Source organism: Tessaracoccus aquimaris, from assembly GCF_001997345.1.
Lineage (GTDB): Bacteria > Actinomycetota > Actinomycetes > Propionibacteriales > Propionibacteriaceae > Arachnia > Arachnia aquimaris.
In genome coordinates this window covers 470,916-494,785 of record NZ_CP019606.1, presented here as the reverse complement: position 1 = coordinate 494,785, position 23,870 = coordinate 470,916, and the positions used below count along the sequence as shown (strand labels likewise).

Sequence of the window (23,870 nt, the reverse complement as noted above, 5' to 3'; positions counted from 1 at the left end):
CTATGCCGCGCCATGACGGCGGCGCGGCAAAAGTCCCCACCCGACACAGAACGCCGGGTGGGGACTCATGTCGCGATGACTAGCCCGCGAGCAGGAGGCCTGCCGCGGCGCGGGCCGCGATCGCCGAGGTGTCGTGCGCGATGACCGCGCGGTCGCCTAGCAGGTCCGTGCCTCCGGTTGCGCCGTGGTCGACCACGACCAGGTCCGGGTGACGCAGCCTCATCCGTCGCACCGCCTCGACCTGCCACGGGTGCAGGTGACTGGCGCGGGCAGAGACGACGAGCCCGCCGTCGGGAAGCGTCGGGAGCGGGGCTCCCTCCTCCAACCGGACGACCTCGACGGGGGCCTCGGACAGCGCGGCGAGGTGGCGTCCGACGCCGAAGGCGATCTCGCCCGCGACGATGGTCGGCTCGTTATACAACTCGACCACCGCGGCGACCGAGTCGAGGCGCGGGTTCCCGACGACCTGCAGCGAGCGGCGCGCGGCGGCCACCAGTACTTCGTCGGTCTCGGGCATCGGTGCCGGGTCGGTGTTGAACCAGAACCGACGCGCGAGCGCGGCGACCCTCCCCCGCGCCTCGACCAACCGGTCGACCGGCAGTCGACCCTGCGCGACGGCGTTCTCCACGGCGGCGACGATGTCCTCGACGGCCTCAAGCGTGACGGAGTCTCCCCCGATGCAGATCAGGTCGACGCCAGCCATGAGCGCCTGGACGGTGCCCTCGGGGCGGCCGACGCCGCGGCTGATGGCGTGCATGTCGATGCCGTCGGTGACGACCACACCGCCGAAGCCGAGGTCACCGCGGAGCAGGTCGGTGATGATGACACGCGACAGCGTGGCCGGCTGGTACGGGTCCAGCGCGAGCACCCGCAGGTGGCCCGTCATGATCATCGGCACCCCTGCCGCGATCGCGGCCTGGAACGGCACCAGTTCGCGGCGACGCAGCAGGCCTGCGTCGGCAGAGACGACGGGCACCACGAGGTGCGAGTCGTCGACGGTGCCGCCGTGGCCGGGGAAGTGCTTGGCCGTCGGGCAGACTCCCCCGTCGAGGTGGCCGTGGATCGAGGCGGCGACGTGTCGGGCGGCGACGTCGGGGTCGTGCGAGAACGACCTCGCGCCGACCACCGGGTTGTCGCGCTCGCTCGAGAGGTCCGCCACGGGGGCGAAGTTCACGTTGACGCCGCCTGCCGCGAGCCGCGCCGCGAGCAGCGCCGCGGAGCGGCGGGTGACGGCGACGTCGTCGATCGCGCCGAGGCTGGCCTGGCCGAGCGTCATGGAGCCGGTGCGGGTCTCGAGCCGGGTGACGTCGCCGCCCTCCTCGTCGATGCAGATCAGCAGGTCGGGTCGTTCGCGACGCAATTCTGTGGTGAGCCTCGACAGCGCGCCGACCGGGTCGTCGTCGACGACGTTGCGGCCGAACAGGGTCACTCCCCCGAGCCCCTCCGCGGCGAGCGCGGTGAGCCACTCCGGCGGGACGGTGTCGCCCTCGAATCCCGCGAGCAGGACGCCGAGCGCGAGCTTTCTGACTGTCCCGGTCATCCCTTCACACCCCCAGCGGCCGCACCCTCGTGCAGGCGACCCTGGACGATGACGAAGAAGACGATCACGGGCAGCGCGAACAGGCTTGAGGAGGCCATCAGGCCGCTCCAGTCGATCTCCCGGAACGAGGACTGGAAGCTGGCGAGCCACAACGGCAGCGTCTGGCTGTTGCTGGAGAGCAGCACGACATTGGCGAGGATGAACTCGTTCCAGGCGAGGATGAACGCGAAGACACTCGCGGCGACGAGGCCGGGCATCACGAGCGGGAGCAGGATCCGCCAGAAGCTCTGCATCCTGGAGCAGCCGTCGACCATGGCGGCCTCCTCCAGTTCGACCGGGATGTTGGCGACGAAGCCGCGCAGCGTCCAGATCGTGAACGGGAGGCCGAAGGCCATGTAGGCGACGATCACGCCGAGCAGTCGGTCGATCAGCCCCATCGAGTCGAGCATCACGTACATCGAGATGACGAGCGCCTCAAGGGGGATCATCTGCACGGCGAGGATGATGATGATGCTCGCGTGCCTGCCGCGGTAGTTGAACCTGGCCATGGCGGTCGCGGCGAGGAAGCCGACGACGATGGTGATGGCGACCACCACGAGGGTCACGACGATCGAGTTCCGGGCGAAGGTGAGGAATCCCTCGTCCGAGAGCACCCGCTGGAAGTGGCTGAGCGTCAGCCGTCGCGGGAAGATGATCGGGTTCTGGGTGAAGACGTCCTGCTTAGGCTTCAGTGCTGTCGTGACCATCCAGTAGACCGGGAAGATCGTGAACAGCGCGACGATGACGGTGATGACGTTGAGCAGACCACGCTTGAACTGCTTTCGGGCACGGTTGGTCATGCCTGGACCTCCTTGAGCATCCGTCGGACATAGAACACGCTCAGACCCGCAAGGACGACGATCATGGCCATCGCCATGGCGGCGCCGAGGCCGAAGTCATTGCCGGAGAACGACGTGCGGTAGGCGTAGATCGCGATCAGGTTCGTCTCTGACGTGATGCCGCCCGCCTGCTGCAGCAGGAAGACCTGGGTGAAGACACGGAAATCCCAGATGGTGCTCAGCGCGGCAAGCATCGTGAAGATGGGCGCGAGCATGGGCAGCGTGATGCTGAAGAAGGAGCGCCAGCCGCCCGCACCGTCGAGGCCGGCCGACTCGTACAGGCTCTCGGAGACCTGGGTTCGCCCGGCGTACAGGGTCAGGGTGACGAAGGGGACGGCGCCCCACACGACGATGATGCCTGCCACGGCAAGCAGCGAGACCGGGCTCGCGAGCCACGAGTAGTTCTCGAACTGCTTGAAGCCTGCGCTGGAGAGCAGGTGGTTGATGAGGCCGTAGCGGGTGTCGAAGAGCCACTGCCAGACCTGGGTTGCGGTGACCTGAGGGGTCGCCCAGGCGAGCAGCAGACACACCAGGAGCAGGAGGCGCATGCCCTTGCGGAGCTTGACCATCATCAGCGCGAGCAGCGTTCCGATCACCATGGTGGCGACGACGCAGGCGACGGTGAAGACGACGGTGCGGCCCATCGCGGCCCAGAAGGCGCCGTCGGCGAGCATCTTGGTGTAGTTGGCGAAGTTGTTCCAGTGCTCCGTGCCCTTGACGAAGTCACGCAGTTTGGCCTGCGAGAAGCTCAGGCCGAGCAGCCGGTAGACGGGGTAGCCGAGGACGACGAGCAGGATCGCCGCCGCGGGAGCGAGCAGGAGGTACGGCAGTGCGCGCGCCTTCCGCTGAGGTGCCGCTGTCCCGGCGGCGCCTTGACCGCTCGGGGCGATCACGTTTGTAGACATGGTTCACCCTCTGAAGGTTGGAAAGAAGAAGATGGGGTGGTGGGCCCGCGGCGCCGGCCCTTTCACGGCGCCGCGGGCCCCACACTCAGCCGTTGAGAAGATCGACGATCTTCGCGTTGGCGTCCTTGGTCGCGTCATCGATGGACGCGGTGCCGGAGAAGATCTTCACCAGCATGTCGGGGAGGACGGCCTCCGACTCGACGTTGCCCCAGTTGGGGCTGACGGGCGTGAAGGCGGACACCTTCGCGGCCTGGTCTGCGACCTGCAGGAACTCGTTGCCCTCGTGGCCTGCGAACGACGCCTCGTTGTTCGGGATCACGCCACCCTCCTTGGCGAGCTGGGTCTGGATCTCGGTGCCGGTGATGATCTTGACCCACTCGGCCGCCAGTTCCTTCTCCTTGCTCTTCTCGGGGATCGCGAGATCGGAACCGCCGAGGAAGGCCGGGGCCGTCTTGTCCGCGGTCACGCCTGGGAGGGCGAACACGCCGAGGTTGGGCGCGAACTCCTTGTTGGCTCCGACGATGGCGCCGGGTGCCCACCAGGAGTCCATGACCATGCCGATGTCGCCGTCCTGGAAGACCTCCCAGTTCTGGACCTCGTTGCCGTCGGTCGGCGCGGTCGAGTAGGTGTCGACCAGTCGCTTCAGGCGCTCGAGGCCGGACTTCGACTCGGAGGAGTCGAGCTTGCCTGTCCAGTTGTCCCCGTCCTTGACGGCGATGTCGCCGCCCTCGGACCAGATGAACGGCAGCGCGCCGTACCAGAACTTGCCCGGGAAGTAGAACGCCGAGTAGCCGTCGGCCTTCGTGCCCTTCTTCTCGGAGAGCTTGGCCGCGACCTGCTCCAGCTCGTCGAGGGTCTTGGGAACCTCGACGCCCGCCTCCTGGAAGTGGGCCTTGTTGTACATCACGATGCGAACGCCGGCGTAGTACGGGATGCCGAAGCGCTGACCGTCGAGCTCACCGCTCGGGATCAGGCCGGGCAGCCAGTCGGCCTTGCCGAAGTCGTCAGCCGAGGCCGTCAGGTCGGCGAGCAGGCCCGCATCGGCGAACTTCGCGGTCAGCGAGTTGCCGATCTCCACCACGTCAGGGGTCTCGGCGGTGTTCATCGCCGTGGTCAGCTTGTCCTGGACGCCTGCCCACTGCTGCAGTTCGACGTTGACCTTGACGTTGGGGTACTTCTCGTTGAACTTCTTGTTGACCGCGTCCACCACGGTTTCCGGCTGGCTGCCGTCCATCAGCCAGACGGTCATTTCGCCTGACGCGTCGGTCGGCGGGGCAGTGATCTCCGGGTCAGCTTCCTTGGCCCCGCCTGCACAGCCGGCCAGGAACAGAGCCGCTACGGCGACCCCACTCAGCCATCGTCGAGTGTTCATTACGGTTGACTCCCTCCATTGGGTTTGCAGGGCCGCAAAGTTCGCGCTGGCCCTCGATGAACATCAACCTACACTACTCGCAAGAAGCTTTCCAGAAAGAATCTTCCATATTTGATAACGGTTCGATCACATCTGATCGGTCACCCGCGCAAGCACCAGCGCGCGCGCCTCCTCGACGGCCCTCAGGCGCGCCCCACCGACGGGCCGAGCACCCCGAGAGGCGACTTCTCCACGCGCGGATGCGTAGGAGTCACCAGCGACGTCGCCTCGGCGACCTGCTGGGGCAACTCGTCGCCAGCGCGCTGCACCGTCTCGCCGGTCAGGACGATGAGACCCGGGTCCTGGATCGTCGAGATGGCCGCCACTCCAAGCGCCAGACGGCGCCCGAGCTCGGTCACCACGGCCTCGGAGAACCGCGCGGGCAGCGTCTCGTCCCCTCGGCCCGCACCAGGTCGAGGACCGCTTCCATGCCGACGAGGCGCTGGAAGGATCCCTGCTGGATGTTGTCGACCTTGCTGGGCAGCGGGACCCCCGGCACCGGAAGGTAGCCGATCTCCCCCGCCGCGCCGCTGCTGCCGACCCGCACCTTGCCGCCGATCACGCTCGCCATGCCGAGCCCTCGCCCGATCCACAACAGCACGAAGTCCTGCTCCCCCTTGGCGACGCCCTCGCTCTGCTCCGCCAGCGCGGCCAGGTGGACGTCGTTGCCGAGCACGAATGGCACCCCGACGGCGTCGCTGAGGGTCCCGCGCAGCGTCTCCGCGTCGCGCAGGTCGTAGGAGAAGGAGAGCTCACCCGAGGCGGGGTCGACCACGCCAGGGGTGGCAAGCGCGGCCGCGAGCAGTGAGCCGTGCGACTCCCCCACCTGCTCACAGACGACCCGGCACGCCTCGGTGACCGAGGAGACGACGTCGTCACCGAGCGGCGCCTCGAGCGAGGCCACCGGGACACCGTCGAGGCCGCAGAGTTGCACGCGGATCAGGTCGGCGTAGACGGCGATCCCCACGGCCGTGCCGATGGTGGGGACCAGTTCGTAGAGTTCTGCGGCGGGGCCGCGCGCACCGGAGCGCGTGCCGTGCATGCGCACCACGCCCAACGCCTGTAGCCTCGACAGCGCTTGACTGCTTGTCACGCGGGAGAGCCCGGTGTGCGCAGCGAGTTCTGAGCGGGTCACCGCGCCGACCTCCATGATGTGGCGCAGCACCGCCGAGTCGTTGAGCTCGCGCAGCAGGCTCGGGACGCCCGGCTTGGTCTTGATCATTGAAGGCCCTCCCCAGAAGCTTCTGGAAGTTTTGTTTCCAGTACTGTACCCCAGGATGCGCCCCCTGCCATGCGGCAGTCACCCCAGGTCACATCGGGGTCCGGTTACTGGATGGAGAGCCAGGCGACGTCTGTCGGGTTGGGTCGCACCGTCAGGCTGGCCAGCAGTCGCCCCTCGGCGACCTGGGCGCAGGCGGCGGCGTGCAGACCGCGCTCCGACTCCCCCAGCCCCGCGGCGAACAGTTTCGCGACTGCGACGTCGCGGCCGCTCTGCAGCCGATCGTCCGTGGTGATCCGCCCGTAACTGAGCGCGGCCACCGCCTCGATGCCCATCCGTTCGAAGTCGCCGATGGGCCACAGTCCCGACGAGATGTCGACCGGGACCAGGTGATGCAGCGCGAGAAGCAGCACGTCGTCCGCGCGGCCCCTTGTGAGCACCGTGGTGGCGGCGGCCTGCGCCTGCTCGCCGAGCGGCAGCCCGACCTGGGTCGCCAACTGGCAGGCGGCCGCCGACCAGGCGGTCGGCTCCTCCTCCAGTTGGCCGAGCACGAAGTCGACTCTGTCGAGGAGCGCGTCGTCGTCGCTCGACTCGAGGATGTGGCGCAGCGCGACGTAGCACCAGGCGTCCGAGTGTGGGTGCTCGCGCGCGACAATGGCCCGCAGCGCGGGCAGTTCCCGGTAGGCGCCGATCTCGAGGGTGGTCTGCCCGCCCGCTCCCCACAGCCCGACGGTGGAGATGCCGTCGTGCGGGTACACCTCGAACTCGTCGTCGACCTCGTCGATGCGCGTCTCGCCGCCCGCGGTCACGACGCCGTCCGGCGCGACGATCTCGACGGGGAAGCCGCGCTCGACGTAGCGCACCCACGGCAGCCACGACGGCTCGGCCGGCACGTCGAGCAGGTCTCCGGGGAAGGCCTCGTAGGTCCACGCGGCGCTCGCCGCGTGCCGGGCGCGCAGCGTGACCTCCTCCTCGAGCGGGAAGCCGACGCCCGATTCGCCTGCCGGGGCGCAGAGGCCGCGGCGCTGCGTCAACAGGCCGGGGCCCTGTTCGGACGGCAGCAGGATCTCCCCTGATGCGCCGGCGAACCAGGACACCGCCGGTCGTGGGCCCGCGGCGCTGAGAAGTGGACCGGGGACGACCACGAGGTCGTCGCTGTCCGATTCAAGTGAGATCTCGATCCGCAGCCGCTGACCGGAGCGGATCCGGACCCGCCCCGTGACTCCTGACTCGTGCTCGACGTCAATGCCGGTGGCCTCGTCGATGGGCCGCGGGGTGAGCCAGCCTGGGAAGGAGACCGCCAGGGCACGCAGCCGCCCGACTCCGAGGATCTCGACGCCGTCGGGCGTGGTCCTCGACTCGAAGCGCTCGGCAACGGGGCCCACCAGTTCAAGACTCATCAGCCGAGCTCCACGGAGTCCTGGCGGTGCGCCTCTGGGAGGACGGCCCGCACGATCGACCCGTCCTCGCGGTGCACGCCGACGATCGGGTGGGTTCCCTGCAGCGACGGCAACCGCTCGCCCTGCCCGTGCAGCGGCACGGTGACGGCACCGTCGGCTCCGACGTCGACACGCTGGCCTCGCACTGTCACCTCCACCGGATCGCCCTCCTTGAGTTCGAACCTTATCGACGTCGGCTCAAGTCGGACGCGGATTCTCGCGCCACGGACACGCAGCGGGAACTCCATGGCGGGCCACTGCACGGGCAGCCGGGGATCGAAGGTGATGTCGCCGCCGTAGTCGCGCATGCCGGCGAAGCCGTAGATCAGCGCGTTCCACACGCCGCCCGCCGAGGCGATGTGCACGCCGTCACGGGCATTGCTGTGCAGGTCGGCGAGGTCGACGAACAGCCCTCCGAGGAAGTAGCGCATCGCCATGTCCTGGTAGCCGACCTCGGCGGCGACGATCGATTGGACCACGCCCGACAGCGACGAGTCCCCGGTGGTGATGGGGTCGTAGTACTCGAAGTCGGCGCGCTTCTCCTCGCGGGTGAACTGGTTGCCCTGCAGCAGCAGCGCAAGGACGACGTCGGCCTGCTTCAACACCTGGAAGCGGTAGATGACCAGCGGGTGGAAGTTCAGAAGCAGCGGCCGCTTGTCGTCTGGGGTGTTGGCGAGGTCCCACAGTTCGGAGGTCAGGAACTTCTCGTCCTGCGGGTGGATGCCGAAGGTCTCGTCGAAGAGCACCACCATCTTGTCGGCGCACTCCTCCCAGTCCTCGACCTCCTCCGGTTCGAGGTTGAGGGAGCGCACCACCCGCTCGTAGGACTCGGGCTCGACGGCCTGCATCTCGCGCATCAGGTTGGCGGCGGAGCGCAGGTTCGCGCGCGCCATCACGTTGGTGTACAGGTTGTTGTTCACGACGGCGGTGTACTCGTCTGGCCCCGTCACGCCGTGGATGTGGAACGTCTTGACGCCCTCGCCCTCGACGCGCCAGAACCCGAGGTCGGCCCACATCCTCGCCGTCTCGACAAGCACAGCAGCCCCGTCGCGGTACATGAACTGCCGGTCGCCGGTCACGTCGCGGTACTTGGAGAAGGCGAACGCGATGTCCGCGTCGATGTGGTACTGCGCCGTGCCCGCCGCGTAGAACGCCGACGCCTCCTCGCCGTTGATGGTGCGCCACGGATACAGCGCTCCCCGCTGGGACATCACGGCGGCCCGCTCCCTGGCCTGTGGCAGCAGGTTGACGCGGAAGCGCAGCGCGTTGCGGGCGATGTGTGGGGCCGTGTAGATCAGGAAGGGCACGAGGTAGACCTCGGTGTCCCAGAAATAGTGCCCCTCGTAACCGGAGCCGGTGACGCCCTTGGCGGGGATGCCGAACTGGTCGCTGCGCGCCGTCGCCTGGGCGACCTGGAACAGGCACCAGCGCACGGCTTGCTGCACGGCGGGCTGCCCCTCGATCACGACGTCGGCGCCCTGCCAGAACTCATCGAGCCAGGCCCGTTGCAGGTCGTAGTAGTGGTCGAAGCCATGCTCGGCGACCCGGTCGAGCGTGCGCTTGCAGCGGTCGGCCAGTTCGCCGACGGGCACCCCGCGCGACGTGTGGTACGCCACTGCCTTCCTGACGGTGATCGGCACGCCCTCGGTGGCCTGGACCCGGAAGACCTGCTTGCCGAGGTCGGCCTCGCCGATGGTGACGATCTCGACGGGGTTGTCCGTGTCGATGTCGTGGTCGACGCCCACCGCGAGCGTCATGCCGGAGCGCGTGGTCTGGTAGCCGAGCATGATGCGCCGGTCGGTGTGCCAGGACAGTTGCGGCTGCAGCACCCGCTCGTTCAGCGTCGCGGTGCGGCGCGGATCGAAGCCCTCCTCAGGGGTTGGGGTCGCGCGGTAGTCGGTGTAGCCGTCCTGCCTGTTGACGACCTGCGAGCTGACCACCACAGGCGCGTCGCCGTCGAGCATGGTGACCTGGAGTTCCATCAGCGCCAGGTGCCGGTCGGTGAAGGAGACCATCCGGGAGCTGGCCACCCGGACCCGCTTGCCTGCAGGGGTGCGCCACACGACGGTGCGCGTCAGCCTGCCGGTTCGGAAGTCGAGGGTGCGGTCGTAGGAGTCGAGATCGGCGACCGACAAGGTCAGGGGCTCATCGTCGACGTACAGCTTCAGCAGCTTGGCGTCGGGGACGTTGACGATGGTCTGGCCGGTCTGCGCGAAGCCGAACGCCTCCTCCGCGTGCTTGATGGGCCAGGTCTCGTGGAACCCGTTGATGAAGGTCCCGTGCGCAAAGGACGTGCGGCCCTCCTCCGGGTTGCCTCGCATCCCGAGGTAGCCGTTGCCGACGGCGAACAGCGTCTCGGTCAGGCCGACGTCGGTGTCGCTGCCCTCGACCTCCTTCAGAGACCACTCCTGGTGTGGGAAGCGGGACCTGTTGAGCGGGTCTGAGGTGACGTCGCGGATCATGCCAACTCCCCCAGATCTCCGACGACGACGCCCGCGCCCGCCTGGCGCAACCGCCCCTCCCCGGCCCCCCGGTCGACGCCGATTACGAGCCCGAAACCACCCGCCGCGCCGGCCGCCACCCCAGAGACAGCGTCCTCGACCGCCACCGCCGTCGCCGGCGCGACTCCGAGCAGCTGCGCCGCCCGCAGGAACGTGTCAGGTGCGGGCTTGCCCGCAAGCGACTCGGCCTCCGCGACGTTACCGTCCACCACGACGGCGAAGAAGTGGCTGAGCTTCGCGGCGCGCAGCACGGCCGGGGTGTTCTTCGACGACGACACGATCGCCATCGGGATGCCCGCGTCGGCCAGCAGGTGGATGACCTCGACGGTGCCGGGATAGGGCGTCACGCCGTCGCGAGTCAGGATCGCGTTGAACGCCTGGTTCTTGCGGTTGCCGAGGCCGTTGACCGTCTCGGCCTCCGGCGGGTCGTCGGGCGTTCCGTCAGGAAGCGAGATGCCGCGCGAGGCGAGGAACCCGCGCACGCCGTCGTCGCGGGGCAGGCCGTCGACGTGGGCGTAGTAGTCCTCGTCGGTGTAGGGCGCCTGATCGGCACGGCCCTCGAGGAACGCTGTGAACATCTCGCGCCAGGCGCGCATGTGCACAAGCGCCGTCGGCGTGACGACTCCGTCAAGGTCGAACAGGACGGCTGAGTAGCGGCTCCACTCCATGAACATCGAGCCTATTACGTCGGTCAGGCACGGGGGCCGACTTGCGGCGTTGGCACTTCGGGCACCAGTAGAGATTGCGCCCCTCCAGCGTCGAGGAACGCACGGGGGTGCCGCAGACATGGCAGGGCAGGTCGGCGCGCCGGTACACGTAGACCTCGCCGCCGTGCCGGTCGACCCGGGCGGGGCGTCCCTGCGCCTCGGGCGAGTGTTCGTCGCGGACGGTGTCGATACGGCCGTGCACCTTGGCGTAGGCCATCAGGTCGACGAGGTCGTCCCACAGCACCCGCCAGGTGCGGTGGTCGATCTCGCGTCCCGGGGTGGCCGGGTCGATGCGGTGCCGGAACAGCACCTCGGCGCGGAAGATGTTGCCCACCCCCGCGGCGACCTTCTGGTCCATCAGCAGCGCGGCGATCGACTTGCCGGAGCGTCGCACCCGCGCGTAGCCCCGGTCCGGGTCCGCGTCGGGGCGGAGCGGGTCGGGCCCGCTGGCGGCGACCACCGCGTCCTTCTCGGGGTGGTGATGATGCGGCACCATTGCGGCCCGCGCAGGTCGGCGTCGGTGACGCCGTCGGTGATCCTCAGCCGGACCTCTCCCCATGGCTCGGCGTGCGGTTCGAAGTGGAACTTGCCGATCAGGCCGAGGTGGATGTGGACGACCTGCCCGTCGGCGAAGTCGATGAACAGGTGCTTGCCGACCGCCTCGCCGCGCTCGATGGGGACGCCGACGAGGCTGCTCACGTCGAAGCGCCCCTGCGGGGAACTGACGGCGACGCTCCGGTCGGCGAAGGTGTCCGTGACGGCGTCGGCAAGGCGGTGAATGACGTGACCCTCAGGCATCGGGCCAATCTAGCGCGTCAGTAGGATGTGCCCCATGAGCGAAGCACCGCGCGAGTTCGGCCGGGACGGCGTCTCCGGCCTGGTCGACAGGGACCGGTCGATCCGGGCGCGCCTGCTGCCGCGGCGCGTTCCCGACTCAGTCGTTCGATCGCCCGAGGGCGTAGGCGATGATGACCGGAACCAGCATGCCGACCGCGACCCACATGGGCCAGAAGTAGAGCAGTTGCGCCGCTGAGACGCTCGCGAGCGCCCAGATCACCACGTTGAGGGCGACGACGGAGAAGGCGATCAGGTAGAGGATGCTCGAGGCGACCTTGCGGCCTCGGGATGGGTCCCTGTGCGGATCCCTGGTGCCCGCGGCGGCGAGGTCGCCCACCAGGGGCAGGATCTCGCCGACGGTCTTGATCTCCATCGCCTGGTCGAGCCGGTCGTTGTACTCGTCGGTGTCCAGCCTCCCGAAGGCGTAGGCGTCGGCGAGCATGTCCGCAATCAGGTCACGGTCGGCGTGGCCGACGCGCACCGGCGCGTTGCGCGGCCTGCGCGGGTCTGCGGTGAAGCGCTCCCAGGACGGTTCGGACGGCCGGGGAACAGGCAAGGGAGCCGACATAGCTCTCCTCCAATCGGGGACGGAGTAACACTATCCCCTGCCGGGCGCCATCAGCTGAGCCGGCCGGGCGACGACACTGCCTCGGTCGGACAGGCTATTGAGGTCAGCCGGGGTAATCGGACGTCTCGACAAGCTCGACGAACGGCCCCGCTGGTTGAGCCGGCCGGGCGACGACGTCGCATGTTGGTTGAGCCAGCCGGGCGACGAAGTCGCCACCGGCTGCGTCGAAACCCACTGGGCCCGAACGCCCAACCCGGCCACCCACGCCCGAACGCCCAGCCCGACCACCGACGCAATCCTGTGCCATCGGTCTCGACAAGCTCGACGAACGGACCCGCTGGTTGAGCCAGCCGGGCGACGCAGTCGCCACCGGCTGCGTCGAAACCCACTGGGACCCGAACGCCTAACCCGGCCACCGGCGGCCTCGGCACGGACGACCCGGGCACCGACGTAACTCCTGTGCCCATCGGACGTCTCGACAAGCTCGACGAACGGACGACCCGGCCTACGCCGTCAGGATCTTCCGGCCTCGTACGCCTCCACCATGGCGATCCGGCGCGCGTGCCGCTCCTCCTCGGAGAACGGGGTGTCCAGGAAGGTGCGCACGATGTCGTAGCCCTCCTCCAGCGTCTGCATCCGACCACCAAGCGCGACGACGTTGGCGTCGTTGTGCTGGCGGGCCAACTCGGCCAACTCGACGTTGTAGGCCAATGCCGCGCGGATGCCGCGCACCTTGTTGGCAGCGATCTGTTCGCCGTTGCCCGAGCCGCCGAGCACGATCCCGAGCGTGCCTGGCTCCGCCGCGACCGCCTCGCCACAGGCGATCATGAGCGGCGGGTAGTCGTCGGCCGCGTCGTAGACCGAGGCGCCGTGGTCGACGATGTCGAAGCCGTCCTCCGTCAGCCTCTCGACGAGGTACTGCTTCAGTTCGAAGGCGGCGTGGTCGGTGGCGATGTGGATGCGCATGGCCCCACTATTCCAGCCCGGGCGGCCCCTCGGAGAGCAACCTCTCGAAGCCGGCCTCGTCCAGGATCGTGAGCCCCAACGACTCGGCCTTCGCGGCCTTCGACCCGGCGTTGGCGCCGATCACGACGTAGTCTGTGTTCTTGCTCACCGAGCCTGCCGCCTTGCCTCCGCGCGACAGGATCGCCTCCTTGGCGCCGTCGCGGCTGAACCGGTCGAGCGAACCCGTCACGACCACCGTCAGGCCCTCCAACGTGCGGGGGTCGACTCGTCGACCTCGTCGGCCATCCGCACCCCCGCGGCGGCCCACTTGTCGACGATGGCGCGGTGCCAGTCGACCGTGAACCAGTTCAGCACCGCCTCGGCGATCACGGAGCCGACGCCGTCGACGCCAGCCAACTCGTCGGCCGAGGCAGCGCGGATCTTCTCGAGCGAGCCGAAGCCCCCGGCGAGCGAGCGGGCCGCCGTCGGCCCGACGTGCCGGATCGACAGCGCGACAAGCACCCGCCACAGGGGCTGCTCCTTGACGCTGTCGAGGTTGGCGAGCAGTTTCTGGCCGACCGAGCTCAGCACGCGGCCCGCGCGCACCGGCACGGCGTCGTCGGCCAACTCGGCCTGCTTGGCGGTGCGGGTGTAGAAGTCGGTCTGGAGAAGGTCGTCGGCCGTCAGGGTGAACAGGTCGCCCTCGTCGGTCAGCCGGTCGGAGGCGAGCAGCGCGCTCGCGCCCTCCCAGCCGAGCGCCTCGATGTCGAGCGCCCCGCGGGACGCGAGCCCGAACAGCCGCTCGCGCAACTGGCTCGGGCAGCTCTGCGAATTGGGGCAGCGGATGTCCTTGTCGCCCTCCTTCTCGGGGCGAAGTTCCGTGCCGCACGACGGGCAGTTGGTCGGCATCACGAACGCCCGCTCGGTGCCGTCGCGCAGCGCCACCACCGGCGCGACGATCTCGGGGATCACGTCTCCCGCCTTGCGCAGCACGATGGTGTCGCCGATCAGGACGCCCTTGCGCTCCACCTCAAACGCGTTGTGCAGCGTGGCCATCTCCACGGTGGAGCCGCTGACGAACACCGGTTCCATCACGCCGAACGGGGTGACGCGCCCGGTGCGACCGACGTTGACCTGGATGTCGAGCAGCTTGGTGTTGACCTCCTCGGGCGGGTACTTGTAGGCGATCGCCCAGCGCGGGGCTCGCGACGTCGCGCCGAGCCGGTCCTGCTGCGCCAGGTCGTCGACCTTGATGACGATCCCGTCGATCTCGTGGCTGAGGTCGTGACGGTGTTCGCCGTGGTGCTCGACGAACTTCAGCACCTCTGCCGGGTCCTCGACGACGCGGAAGGTGTCGGGTACCGGCAGCCCCCAGGACCGCATCTTCTCGTAGGCGCCCGACTGGCTGTCGAAGTGTTCGCCGTCGATCTCGCCGATGCCGTGCACCAGCATCCGCAGCGGACGCGACGCGGAGACGGCAGGGTTCTTCTGCCTGAGCGACCCGGCGGCGGCGTTGCGCGGGTTCGCGAACGGGGCCTTGCCCGCCTCGACGAGCGACGCGTTGAGTTCCTCGAACCCGGCAACGGGGAAGAACACCTCGCCGCGGACCTCCAGGACGGCGGGCGCATCGCCCTTGAGCCGGTGCGGGATGCCTGCGATGGTCGCGACGTTCGGGGTGACGTCCTCCCCCACCCTGCCGTCGCCGCGGGTCGCGCCGACCGAGAGCCTTCCGTTGAGGTAGACGAGGTCGATTGCGAGGCCGTCGATCTTCAGTTCGCAGAGGTAGCGCGTCGCGGGGGTGCGGGCCAGCCAGCCCTGCAGTTCCTCGTCGCTGAACACGTTGTCCAGGCTGAGCAGCCGCTTCAGGTGCGTGACGGGCTTGAACTCGGTGATGGTGGCCGTGCCGACGCGCTGGGTCGCCGAGTCGGGGCTGACCAGCGACGGGTGCGCGTCCTCGAGCGCCTGCAGGTCGCGCATCGCCTCGTCGTAGGCCGCGTCCGACAGCGTGGGGGCGTCGGCGCCGTAGTAGGCCTCCTGCGCCTCCGTCAGGAGGTTGTTCAGGTCGGTCCACCGGCGTCGGAGTTCTGGTGAGGTCACTCCGGCTTCGGCATCACTCGGCTCAGTCATGTGGCCAATCGTTCCACAAGGCACGGACTTGGCGACTGGCGCTCGAAATCCTACGGATCTCGGGCAGCCGTAGAACAATGGGGAGGTTGGAGCACACGCACATCCGTGCGCGAGCAGAGACAAGGGAGCACGACATGGCCACGGCCAATATCACTCGTGACGAGGCGGCGGCCCGTTCCGAGATCATCTCGACGCGGTCCTACGAGGTCACGGTCGACCTGACGGGCCGTGAGGTCGCCGACCCTGAGCGGCAGTTCCTGTCGACCACCGTCCTCGGCCTCACCTCGACCGGCGGCGGCACCCACCTGGACCTGATCGCTGACGAGATCCGCGAGGCCAGCCTGGACGGCGAGCCCTTCGACGCGTCCACCTTCGACGGCTACCGCCTGCCGCTGCCCGAACTGGGCGAGGGCGAGCATGAGGTCACGGTGGTGGCGGTGTGCCGCTACTCCAACTCGGGCGAGGGCCTGCACCGCTTCATCGACCCGGTCGACCAGCGCACCTACCTCTACACGCAGTTCGAGACGGCTGACGCGCGGCGCATGTACGCGGGCGCCGAACAGCCCGATCAGAAGGCGACCTTCCAGTTGACGGTGCTCGCTCCGTCCGACTGGCTGGTGTTCACCAACGCACCGAGCGTCGAGCCGACCGACATCGGCGACGGCTTCGGGCGCTTCGAGCACGAGCCGACCAAGAAGATGTCGACCTACATCACCGCTCTCGTGGCGGGCAACTTCCATGTGGTGCGCGGCACCATCGAGTCGGCGGCGGGCGAGGTGCCCGCGTCGGTGGCGTGCCGCCAGTCGCTTGCGCAGTACCTCGACGCGGACCGGATCCTGACCACCACCCAGCGCGGCTTCGAGGTGTTCGAGGAGGCGTTCGGGGTGCCGTACGCGTTCGGCACCTACGACCAGGTCTTCGTCCCCGAGTTCAACGCGGGCGCCATGGAGAACGCGGGCTGCGTGACCTTCCGCGACGAGTACCTGTTCCGCTCCCGCGTCACGGCCCGCGAGATGGACGCCCGCGACAACACGATCCTGCACGAGTTGGCGCACATGTGGTTCGGCGACCTCGTCACGATGCGCTGGTGGGACGACCTGTGGCTGAACGAGTCGTTCGCCGAGTGGGCATCGCACTACGCCAACGACGAGATCGCCAAGCGCTACGACACCGGCGCCAAGCCGTGGGCCTCGTTCAGCAATGAGCGCAAGGCATGGGCCTACCTGCAGGACCAACTGTCGACGACGCACCCGATCGCGGCCGACATGTCCGACCTGGAAAAGGTCGAGCAGAACTTCGACGGCATCACCTACGCCAAGGGCGCCTCGGTGCTGAAACTGCTGGTCTCCGTCGTCGGCGAAGAGGCCTTCACGAAGGGCGTGCACGCCTACTTCGAGAAGCACGCCTACGGCAACACCGAGCTCAACGACCTGCTCGTCGAGCTCGAGGCCGCCTCCGGGCGCGACCTCTCCTGGTACACCTCCGAGTGGCTGGAGACCTCCGGCGTCAACACCCTCGCCGCCGATTTCGACGTCGACAAGAAGGGCCGCTTCACCCGCTTCGAGGTGGTGCAGACGGCGCCCGAGCAGTGGCCGACGCTGCGCACGCACCCGCTGGGGATCGGTGTCTACCGCCTCGACGAGTCGGGCGAACTGACGCGCACGTCGTACGTCGAACTGGACGTCGCCGGTGAGCGCACCGAGGTCGGCGACCTGGTCGGCGTCGAGCGCGGAGACCTGGTACTGCTCAACGACGGCGACCGTACCTACGCAAAGATCCGCCTCGACGACGCGTCGACCCAGACGCTGATCGGGAACTTCGGCGCGCTGAAGGACCCGCTCGCGCGGGCCGTCGCGTGGACGTCGTTCTGGGAGGCGACCCGCGACGGCGAACTCCCCGCGCAGGACTACGTCGCGCTGGTGCTCGCCGGGCTGCCGAGCGAGGAGGACATGGCCGCCGTGTCGACGCTGCTCGCGCAGGCGGGCAACGCGTCGCTGGCGTTCACGGCACCGGAACTGCGTGCCGACCTGAACACCAAGCTCGTCACGGGCCTCGCGCGCCTGCTGAAGGAAGCGGCCCCGGGTCGGACAAGCAGGTGCTCGCCGCGAAGGCGCTGATCGCCTCGGCCCGCTCCGCGGAGAGCGCCGAACTGATCCGCGGCTGGCTCGTCGACGAGGAGGTCCCTGCCGGGCTGGCCATCGACACCGGCATGCGCTGGTCGATCGTGACGGCGCTCGCGAAGCTCGGCCTGATCGGCCACGACGAGATCGGCGAGGAGCTCGACCGCGACAACACCTCGGCCGGGGCTGAGTCGGCCGCGGGTGCCGCGGCGGCGCTGCCGGACGCCGACTCCAAGGCGCAGGCCTGGACGCTCGCCACCGACGACCCGGACGTGCCGAACGAGACGCACCGGGCGATCTGCATGGGGTTCTGGCGCTACGGCCAGGACGAGGTGCTGGAGCCGTACCCGGCCGCCTACCTCGACCTGCTCGGTCGCATCTCGCGCCGCGAGGGCATCTGGGAGTCGCGCGGTTACGCGGCCATCGGGACGGCGCTTCGCTGGCTGTTCCCGACGCCGCTGATCACCGACACCCTTGTCACGACGATCGCGTCCTGGCTGGAGGACAACGAGCCGAGCGAGCAGGTGCGTCGCGCCGTCACGGAGCGCCTCGACGAGTCGCGCCGGTCGCTGCGGGCGCAGGACCGCAGCCGCCAGGCCTGAGGAACGACAACGCCCGGCGCCCCTCGGGGTGCCGGGCGTTTGCGCGTCCTGAGTCAGCGCGCGCCGCGCCGCTCCAGCAGGCCGGAGAAGAGCGCGAGCAGCAAACCCAGGACCCCAATGCGGCGCCTGCCCAGGCGGGGGCGGAGAACCCGAGCCCGATCGAGATCACGAGCCCTCCCAGCGCGGCACCGAGCGAGTTGCCGATGTTGAGCGAGGCGTGGTTCAGCGCCGACGCGAGCGTCTGAGCGTCGCCCGAGACGTCGAGCAGACGGGTCTGGATCGCGGGCATCATCGCCGACGACAGCGCGGCCATCAGGAACAGGAAGACCATCAGCACCCACGGCTCGGACGCGAACAGCGCGAGCACGACCAGCGCGCCGAGGTACCAGGGGTACAGGTTGATCAGCGCCCGCAGCGCGCCCCGGTCGGCAAGGCGCCCGCCGACCTGCACGCCGAGCGTCATCCCGACGCCGACCACGACAAGCGCGATCGGCACCCAGCCCTCGCTGAGGCCCGCCAACTCGGTTGCGATGGGTGAGACGTAGGAGTAGACGGCGAAGAAGCCGCCGAACCCGATGGCGCCGATGGCGAGCGCGAGCCAGACCTGCGGCCGTCGAAACACCCGGAGTTCGCCGCGGATGCTTGCGTTCGGGTTGCCTGGCTGGCGCGGCACGGCGACGGCGATCGCGACGGTCGCGATCGCGAAGATCACCGCGACGGCAAGGTAGGCGACCCGCCAGTTGGTGCGCTGGCCGAGCATGGTGATCAGCGGCACGCCGATCACGTTGGCGACCGTCAGCCCCGAGAGCACCATGGCGATGCCCTTGCCGCGGTTGCCGGGGCCCATGATGGCGGCGGCGATCAGGGACGCGAAGCCGAAGTAGGCGCCGTGGGCAAGGGCCGCCACGAAGCGGGCCGCGACGAGCAGCCAGAACGTCGGCGCGGCGGCCGAAAGCAGGGAGCCGATCGTGAAGGCGACCGCGAAGCCGGTGACGGCCACCTTGCGGGGCAGTCGGACGGTGGCGACGGCGACGGTGAAGGCGCCGATCACGACGCCGAGCGCGTAGCCGGAGACGACTAGGCCGCCGCGGGCGAGCGCCGCCTCCTGGCTTGAGGCCCAGAGTTCGGGGAGCAGCGACCGGGCGATCTGCGGCAGCAGGCCCATCGCGACGAACTCCGTCGCGCCGATGCCGAAGCCGCCGAGCGCTAGCGCGAGCAGCGCGGCGCGCCGCCTGCGGGTGGACAACTCACTCATCGTGGACCCTTCATGTGATCGTGCTGAAGGCTCCACGTCGAGCCGGTTCAATCTACCCCCAACCTCCCCGTGTCGCCCACTATTCCCGGCCCCCTCCTTGTGGGAGGCCGAATCCCGTGGAGGCGTGCCGAACCGTCGGCTGGGTGGAAGTTTGAGCATGTTTGGTTGCTCGTTCGTGTCGCAAACCTTTTCGACGGCCACCAGGACGAACGAGTTACCAGACATGCTCAAGGACAGGGCCTCCACAGGGAACTCACGGGCACGCAGAAAGGGACGGGCACCTGGCCCGTCCCCTCGTCAGTGTCCGGCGGTCAGTGCCGCGCGGCCTCGAGTTCCCTTGACTCAACGTCGGTCTTCTCGCGACCGCCGCGCGCCAAGTGGGGCGCGAACGCGATGAGCGCGACGACGGCGCCGAAGGCCAGCGGGCCGATCACGAGCAGGAGCCACATGTGCAGGTCGGAAACCGGGGCCGGCTCAGGCCAGCCGGGCAGGACCTCGAGGGGCAGCAGATTCATGGTCGGCACTCTAGCCGAAATGGCGGGCCCCGGCAGGCGTCATCCGAGGCGGCCGTGCGGGAACCCTGGGCGAAGCGGTCGACCTCTCCGGCGGCACCCGCGTTGAGCAGCAATCCACACTCGATCACCACAACGACCACAAACCCCGGCGTGTCGCACAACGAGCCCACAATGCTGCTCAACCGGGTGTCCACACCACCGCGCGGAGACCCTCGCCTGCGGCGACCCGCGTTGAGCAGCAATCCACACTCGATCACCACAACGACCACAAACCCCGGCGTGTCGCAGAACGAACCCACAATGCTGCTCAACCGGATGTCCACACCCCGCGCGGAGACCCTCGCCTAGGTCGACCCACCCTCACCCCCGGACATGGGCCGGGAGAACCGCCCGCCTGCGCCGCGCTCAGGCCCCGTGAGCTGCGCACCTCTTCGGCCACTCTTGTGGGTTCCATCCCCATGGCAACCCAACCTCAGCGATAGCGTCGAGCCCGATAGGCCGCGCACTGCAACTGGCCCCATCTTCTGCTTTTGACTTCGTTAGGGGAATCATGAATGACGCAGATTCGATCGCCGCGGCTGCCGCCAGAAGCCTCCGTTCGCCGACCATCACCGGTCAGAGCTGGCTGAGCGCGCAGGGACATCGCGGGGCCACCCGATTCACGATGAACCCATCCGAGCGAAGCGTTGCCATGCTCGTCAACACCGTCCTCGCGGGCGACGCGGGCGACGCGGGTGAACAGTCGTCATGGCAGAGGGTCATCTCCATTGGCACCGACGCGTTCATGTGGATCGGCCAAGGCGACGGAGATGGCGATCCGCTGGCCGTCCCGGACCAGGCCGACTGGCTCCGGTTCCAGGGCCCCGACTTTCCGGCCTCGGGGCCGCAGACTCCCCTGTACTGGCTGCTCGGTGCGACCTCAGCGGCACAGGACGACTCAGGCACCGTCCATGGCACCCTGCACCGCGCCAGGTCGCTTGAGATGGCCGACGCGGTCGATCGGCCAGGGCTCGAGGACAGCTGGCATCTCTTCGAGGCCGGCTCGGGAGCCACGGGGCTGGCGGGTGCCGATTACTCTCTCCGGCTTGACTCTGCTGGGCGCGTCGCCCTCGTCGAGCTGACGGTGACGCCGCAGCACATCATGACGACGGAGTTCGCGTATCTGGATGAGGCTGTCAGCATCGTTGCGCCCGACGAGGCCCAGTACTTCGATGCCGCCGAAGTGATGGTTCGGCTTGGCCGTCCTGACGCGGTCCCACCGAGCCTGGCCGAGGGCACCCACTGAGGGGTCCCCACGGACGCGCGTAGGCAGATCGGGGGGACCTGCACCGGGTCGCCGATGGTGGTGCTGATCTGCCCTGGCAGCCCGGTCTCGTCTCCGCGGTTGTGGAGCGCGCCACCGCAAGTCTGGCGAAGCCCGCGATTGCCGAGCCCGTGCTGCCTGCGCCGGTCGGAGCGTCCCGCGCGACCGACGGGCATCGTCCGACACGAGGGCGCCGCTGCGGTAGATTCGCCTCGGACTCCGGAAGGGAACCGATGGACGAGACCACGCGCGCGATGCTGTCTGGCGATGACATGAGCTGGGTGATGACCCGCATGACGCACGAGATCCTGGAGAGGAACCACGGCGCCGACGGCGTCGTGCTGCTGGGGATTCTGACCCGTGGGGCGCCGCTGGCCAAGCGTCTGGCCGCCATCGCGGCCCGCGACGGCCAGGCACTTCCCGTCGGCCAACTCGACATCACCATGTACCGCGACGACCTGCGCGCCAACCCGACCCGCACCGTCGGACGCACGATCCTGCCCGGCACCATCGACGACCGCACCGTGGTGCTGGTCGACGACGTGCTGTACTCCGGTCGCACGATCCAGGCGGCGCTGCACGCCCTGGCCGACCTGGGCCGCCCGCGCGCGATCCAACTCGTCACCCTGATCGACCGCGGCCACCGAGAACTGCCGATCCAGGCCGACATCGTCGGCAAGTCGATCCCGACCGCCCGCTCCGAACGGGTCCGGGTCGCGCTGACCGAGACCGACGGCGAGGACCTCGTCACGATCGAGAGGGGCGGCAAGTGAAGCACCTGCTCGGCATCGCCGACCTGTCCCGCGACGAGATCGAGACGATCCTCGCCACCGCCGAGGAGATGCACGACGTGCAGTCGCGGCCCATCAAGAAGCTTCCAGCACTGCGGGGCCGCACGGTCGTCAACCTGTTCTTCGAGGACTCCACCCGCACCCGCTCCTCGTTCGAGCTGGCCGCCAAGTGGCTGTCGGCCGACGCGATCAACGTGTCGGCGAAGGGCAGTTCGGTGAGCAAGGGCGAGTCGATGCGCGACACCCTCATGACGTTGGACGCGATGGGCGTCGACGCCATCATCATGCGCCACGCGGGCTCCGGCTCCGTCCAACAGGCGGCCGGCTGGGTGCGGGCGTCAATGATCAACGCGGGCGACGGCATGCACGAGCACCCGACGCAGGCCCTCCTCGACGCGCACGCCATCCGACGCCATCTGCGGGCCAACGATCTGGGCGACATCGAGGGCAAGCGCGTCTCCATCACCGGCGACCTGCTGCACTCGCGCGTGGTCCGATCCAACGTGCTGCTGCTGCAGAAGCTGGGCGCCTCGGTGGTGCTCGTCGCTCCGCCTACCCTGCTGCCGCCCGGCGTCGAGAACTGGGGCGTCGAGGTGACCTACGACCTCGACGAGGTGCTCCCCGAGGTCGACGTCGCGATGATGCTGCGCGTCCAGCGCGAGCGGATGAGCGGCGGGTTCTTCCCCTCCGAGCGCGAGTACATCGCGGGCTACGGCCTGACGGCGCAGCGCCTCACCCGGCTCAAGCCCGGCGCCTGCATCGCGCACCCCGGCCCCATGAACCGCGGGCTCGAGATCTCGTCGGCGGCCGCCGACGCGTCGCAGTCGATCATCCTCGACCAGGTGTCCTCCGGGGTCGCCGTGCGGATGAGCGTGCTGTACCACCTGCTTGCCGGCAACACCGGCTCCGATCGAAGGGACTGAACGTGGCTACCCTGCTGCGCGGCGTGACGCTGCCCGACGGCACGCGCACCGACCTCACCATCTCCGACGACGGCCTCTTCGTCGACGAGGCGCCCAGCGGCGCTGAGGTCGTCGACTGCGACGGCCTGATCGCGCTGCCCGGCCTCGTCGACGTGCACACCCATCTGCGCGAGCCCGGCCGCGAGGACACCGAGACCGTGCTGAGCGGCTCGCAGGCCGCCGCGCGCGGCGGGTTCACCGCGGTGTGCGCGATGGCCAACACCACCCCGATCACCGACACCGCGGAGAAGGCCGAGCACATCCACGACCTGGGCGTGCGCGCAGGCTACGTCGACGTCACAGTGATCGGCGCCATCTCCAAGGGTCTCGCGGGAGAACAGTTGGCCGAACTCGGGCTGATGCACACCTCCGCGGCCCGCGTCACGATGTTCTCCGACGATGGCAACTGCCTGATGAACCCGCAACTGATGCGCAGGGCGCTCGAATGGGTCAAGCCGTTCGACGGCGTCATCGCGCAGCACGCGCAGGATTCGAACCTTGCTGGCCCCGGCGCCTGCTGCCACGAGGGCGAGATCTCGGGCCGGCTCGGACTGGGCGGCTGGCCGAGCGTCGCGGAGTCGACGATCATCGCCCGCGACGTGCAGTTGGCCGAGGCCACCGGGTCCCGCCTGCACGTGTGCCACGTCTCGACCGCCGAGGGCGTCGACGTGATCCGCTGGGCGAAGGCCCGCGGCATCCGCGTCACCGCCGAGGCGACCCCGCACCACCTGCTCCTGAACACTGCCGAGCTGATGGGCTACGACACCACCTACAAGGTAAACCCGCCGCTGCGCCCCGACGAGCACATCGAGGCCGTGCGCGCGGCGCTGGCAGACGGCACCATCGACGTGGTCGCCACCGACCACGCCCCACACGCGACGCAGGACAAGGACCACGCCTTCGTCGACGCGCGCCCCGGCATGCTCGGCCTCGAGCAGGCGTTGAGCGTCGTCATCGAGACGATGGTGAACCCAGGTCGTCTCGACTGGGCAGGCGTCGCGGACCGGATGAGCCACGCTCCCGCCCGGATCGCCTCGCTGAGCGGCCAGGGGCGGCCGCTCGCCGTCGGAGAACCCGGCAACGTCGTCCTGATCGACCCCGAGCGGGTCGCGACGGTCGACAGGGCCGCATCCGCGTCGCTGTCGCGCAACAACCCGTACCACGGGCGTTCGCTGCCCGACCCCGTCGAGGCGACCTACCTGCGCGGCCGTCAGACCTACCGCCGCTGAGGCGCGGGTCGGGCCG

At 69.1% G+C, this 23,870-nt stretch carries 17 protein-coding genes and 3 pseudogenes; 5 read left to right on the top strand and 15 right to left on the bottom strand.

Features of this window, described 5'->3' with window-relative positions; all coding sequences use genetic code 11:
• Positions 1-79: 79 nt before the first annotated feature.
• The 13 genes and pseudogenes from BW730_RS02295 to ligA form a co-directional block, all read right to left on the bottom strand.
• Positions 80-1,540, bottom strand: coding sequence for a glycoside hydrolase family 3 N-terminal domain-containing protein (locus BW730_RS02295; protein WP_077684842.1), 1,461 nt, complete (start codon positions 1,538-1,540; stop codon positions 80-82).
• Positions 1,537-2,379 carry a carbohydrate ABC transporter permease gene (locus BW730_RS02290; protein WP_077684841.1) on the bottom strand — a complete coding sequence of 281 codons (843 nt, stop codon included), beginning with the start codon at positions 2,377-2,379 and terminating at the stop codon, positions 1,537-1,539. Before BW730_RS02290 ends, BW730_RS02295 begins: the two co-directional genes overlap by 4 nt.
• Positions 2,376-3,323: a carbohydrate ABC transporter permease gene (locus BW730_RS02285; protein WP_077684840.1), complete on the bottom strand. Its 948-nt coding sequence runs from the start codon at positions 3,321-3,323 to the stop codon at positions 2,376-2,378. The genes BW730_RS02290 and BW730_RS02285 overlap by 4 nt, the downstream gene beginning before the upstream one ends.
• Positions 3,324-3,408: 85 nt before the next feature.
• Positions 3,409-4,572 carry an extracellular solute-binding protein gene (locus BW730_RS02280; protein ID WP_158522454.1) on the bottom strand — a complete coding sequence of 388 codons (1,164 nt, stop codon included), beginning with the start codon at positions 4,570-4,572 and terminating at the stop codon, positions 3,409-3,411.
• Positions 4,573-4,877: 305 nt separating this feature from the next.
• The gene (locus BW730_RS02275; protein ID WP_145952687.1) at positions 4,878-5,093 is read right to left on the bottom strand and encodes a hypothetical protein; all 216 of its coding nucleotides are present in this window, start codon (positions 5,091-5,093) and stop codon (positions 4,878-4,880) included.
• Entirely contained in the window at positions 5,090-5,956 is an 867-nt protein-coding gene (locus BW730_RS02270) for an ROK family transcriptional regulator (protein ID WP_077684837.1), read from the bottom strand. Before BW730_RS02270 ends, BW730_RS02275 begins: the two co-directional genes overlap by 4 nt.
• Before the next feature lie 104 nt (positions 5,957-6,060).
• Entirely contained in the window at positions 6,061-7,353 is a 1,293-nt protein-coding gene (locus tag BW730_RS02265; RefSeq protein ID WP_077684836.1) for a hypothetical protein, read from the bottom strand.
• Complete coding sequence (locus BW730_RS02260) at positions 7,353-9,854, bottom strand: glycoside hydrolase family 65 protein (protein ID WP_077684835.1); 2,502 nt, start codon at positions 9,852-9,854, stop codon at positions 7,353-7,355. The genes BW730_RS02265 and BW730_RS02260 overlap by 1 nt, the downstream gene beginning before the upstream one ends.
• Positions 9,851-10,561 carry a beta-phosphoglucomutase family hydrolase gene (locus tag BW730_RS02255; RefSeq protein WP_077684834.1) on the bottom strand — a complete coding sequence of 237 codons (711 nt, stop codon included), beginning with the start codon at positions 10,559-10,561 and terminating at the stop codon, positions 9,851-9,853. The genes BW730_RS02260 and BW730_RS02255 overlap by 4 nt, the downstream gene beginning before the upstream one ends.
• A pseudogene (locus BW730_RS02250) lies at positions 10,521-11,398 on the bottom strand (Fpg/Nei family DNA glycosylase). The gene BW730_RS02255 and the pseudogene BW730_RS02250 overlap by 41 nt, the downstream one beginning before the upstream one ends.
• A 136-nt stretch (positions 11,399-11,534) precedes the next feature.
• A complete protein-coding gene (locus BW730_RS02245; RefSeq protein WP_077684833.1) occupies positions 11,535-12,005 on the bottom strand; it encodes a DUF1707 SHOCT-like domain-containing protein in 471 nt (156 codons plus the stop codon).
• 513 nt (positions 12,006-12,518) lie between these two features.
• Positions 12,519-12,971, bottom strand: a complete 453-nt coding sequence (locus tag BW730_RS02240; protein WP_077684832.1) for a ribose-5-phosphate isomerase — start codon at positions 12,969-12,971, stop codon at positions 12,519-12,521.
• Positions 12,972-12,978: 7 nt separating this feature from the next.
• Positions 12,979-15,077, bottom strand: a pseudogene (ligA, locus tag BW730_RS02235) (NAD-dependent DNA ligase LigA).
• Positions 15,078-15,211: 134 nt separating this feature from the next.
• On the opposite strand from ligA, the pseudogene pepN reads away from it, so the two are divergent.
• A pseudogene (pepN, locus tag BW730_RS02230) lies at positions 15,212-17,799 on the top strand (aminopeptidase N).
• Here pepN and BW730_RS02225 read toward each other — a convergent pair.
• Positions 17,735-19,054: an MFS transporter gene (locus BW730_RS02225; RefSeq protein WP_226997002.1), complete on the bottom strand. Its 1,320-nt coding sequence runs from the start codon at positions 19,052-19,054 to the stop codon at positions 17,735-17,737. The pseudogene pepN and the gene BW730_RS02225 sit on opposite strands and share 65 nt — an antisense overlap.
• A gap of 311 nt (positions 19,055-19,365) precedes the next feature.
• Entirely contained in the window at positions 19,366-19,569 is a 204-nt protein-coding gene (locus BW730_RS02220) for a hypothetical protein (protein WP_145952686.1), read from the bottom strand.
• A 550-nt stretch (positions 19,570-20,119) separates the two neighbouring features.
• On the opposite strand from BW730_RS02220, the gene BW730_RS02210 reads away from it, so the two are divergent.
• The 4 genes from BW730_RS02210 (at position 20,120) to BW730_RS02195 (ending at position 23,854) form a co-directional block, all read left to right on the top strand.
• Positions 20,120-20,854 (top strand): hypothetical protein, encoded by a 735-nt coding sequence (locus tag BW730_RS02210; RefSeq protein WP_077684829.1) that lies wholly within the window; start codon positions 20,120-20,122, stop codon positions 20,852-20,854.
• 251 nt (positions 20,855-21,105) lie between these two features.
• Positions 21,106-21,645 (top strand): bifunctional pyr operon transcriptional regulator/uracil phosphoribosyltransferase PyrR, encoded by a 540-nt coding sequence (gene pyrR / locus BW730_RS02205; RefSeq protein WP_077684828.1) that lies wholly within the window; start codon positions 21,106-21,108, stop codon positions 21,643-21,645.
• Positions 21,642-22,586, top strand: coding sequence for an aspartate carbamoyltransferase catalytic subunit (locus BW730_RS02200; protein WP_077684827.1), 945 nt, complete (start codon positions 21,642-21,644; stop codon positions 22,584-22,586). The genes pyrR and BW730_RS02200 overlap by 4 nt, the downstream gene beginning before the upstream one ends.
• 2 nt (positions 22,587-22,588) lie before the next feature.
• A complete protein-coding gene (locus tag BW730_RS02195; protein WP_077684826.1) occupies positions 22,589-23,854 on the top strand; it encodes a dihydroorotase in 1,266 nt (421 codons plus the stop codon).
• Positions 23,855-23,870: the final 16 nt, after the last annotated feature.

Bases quoted from the DNA above. Each gene is read 5' to 3' on its own strand.
- BW730_RS02240 (WP_077684832.1), bottom strand. From the start codon at position 12,971: ATGCGCATCCACATCGCCACCGACCACGCCGCCTTCGAACTGAAGCAG.
- BW730_RS02270 (WP_077684837.1), bottom strand. From the start codon at position 5,956: ATGATCAAGACCAAGCCGGGCGTCCCGAGCCTGCTGCGCGAGCTCAAC.
- BW730_RS02285 (WP_077684840.1), bottom strand. From the start codon at position 3,323: ATGTCTACAAACGTGATCGCCCCGAGCGGTCAAGGCGCCGCCGGGACA.
- BW730_RS02255 (WP_077684834.1), bottom strand. From the start codon at position 10,561: ATGGAGTGGAGCCGCTACTCAGCCGTCCTGTTCGACCTTGACGGAGTC.
- BW730_RS02280 (WP_158522454.1), bottom strand. From the start codon at position 4,572: ATGACCGTCTGGCTGATGGACGGCAGCCAGCCGGAAACCGTGGTGGAC.
- BW730_RS02210 (WP_077684829.1), top strand. From the start codon at position 20,120: ATGAATGACGCAGATTCGATCGCCGCGGCTGCCGCCAGAAGCCTCCGT.
- BW730_RS02290 (WP_077684841.1), bottom strand. From the start codon at position 2,379: ATGACCAACCGTGCCCGAAAGCAGTTCAAGCGTGGTCTGCTCAACGTC.
- BW730_RS02265 (WP_077684836.1), bottom strand. From the start codon at position 7,353: ATGAGTCTTGAACTGGTGGGCCCCGTTGCCGAGCGCTTCGAGTCGAGG.
- pyrR (WP_077684828.1), top strand. From the start codon at position 21,106: ATGGACGAGACCACGCGCGCGATGCTGTCTGGCGATGACATGAGCTGG.
- BW730_RS02260 (WP_077684835.1), bottom strand. From the start codon at position 9,854: ATGATCCGCGACGTCACCTCAGACCCGCTCAACAGGTCCCGCTTCCCA.
- BW730_RS02245 (WP_077684833.1), bottom strand. From the start codon at position 12,005: ATGTCGGCTCCCTTGCCTGTTCCCCGGCCGTCCGAACCGTCCTGGGAG.
- BW730_RS02225 (WP_226997002.1), bottom strand. From the start codon at position 19,054: ATGAGTGAGTTGTCCACCCGCAGGCGGCGCGCCGCGCTGCTCGCGCTA.
- BW730_RS02220 (WP_145952686.1), bottom strand. From the start codon at position 19,569: ATGAATCTGCTGCCCCTCGAGGTCCTGCCCGGCTGGCCTGAGCCGGCC.
- BW730_RS02295 (WP_077684842.1), bottom strand. From the start codon at position 1,540: ATGACCGGGACAGTCAGAAAGCTCGCGCTCGGCGTCCTGCTCGCGGGA.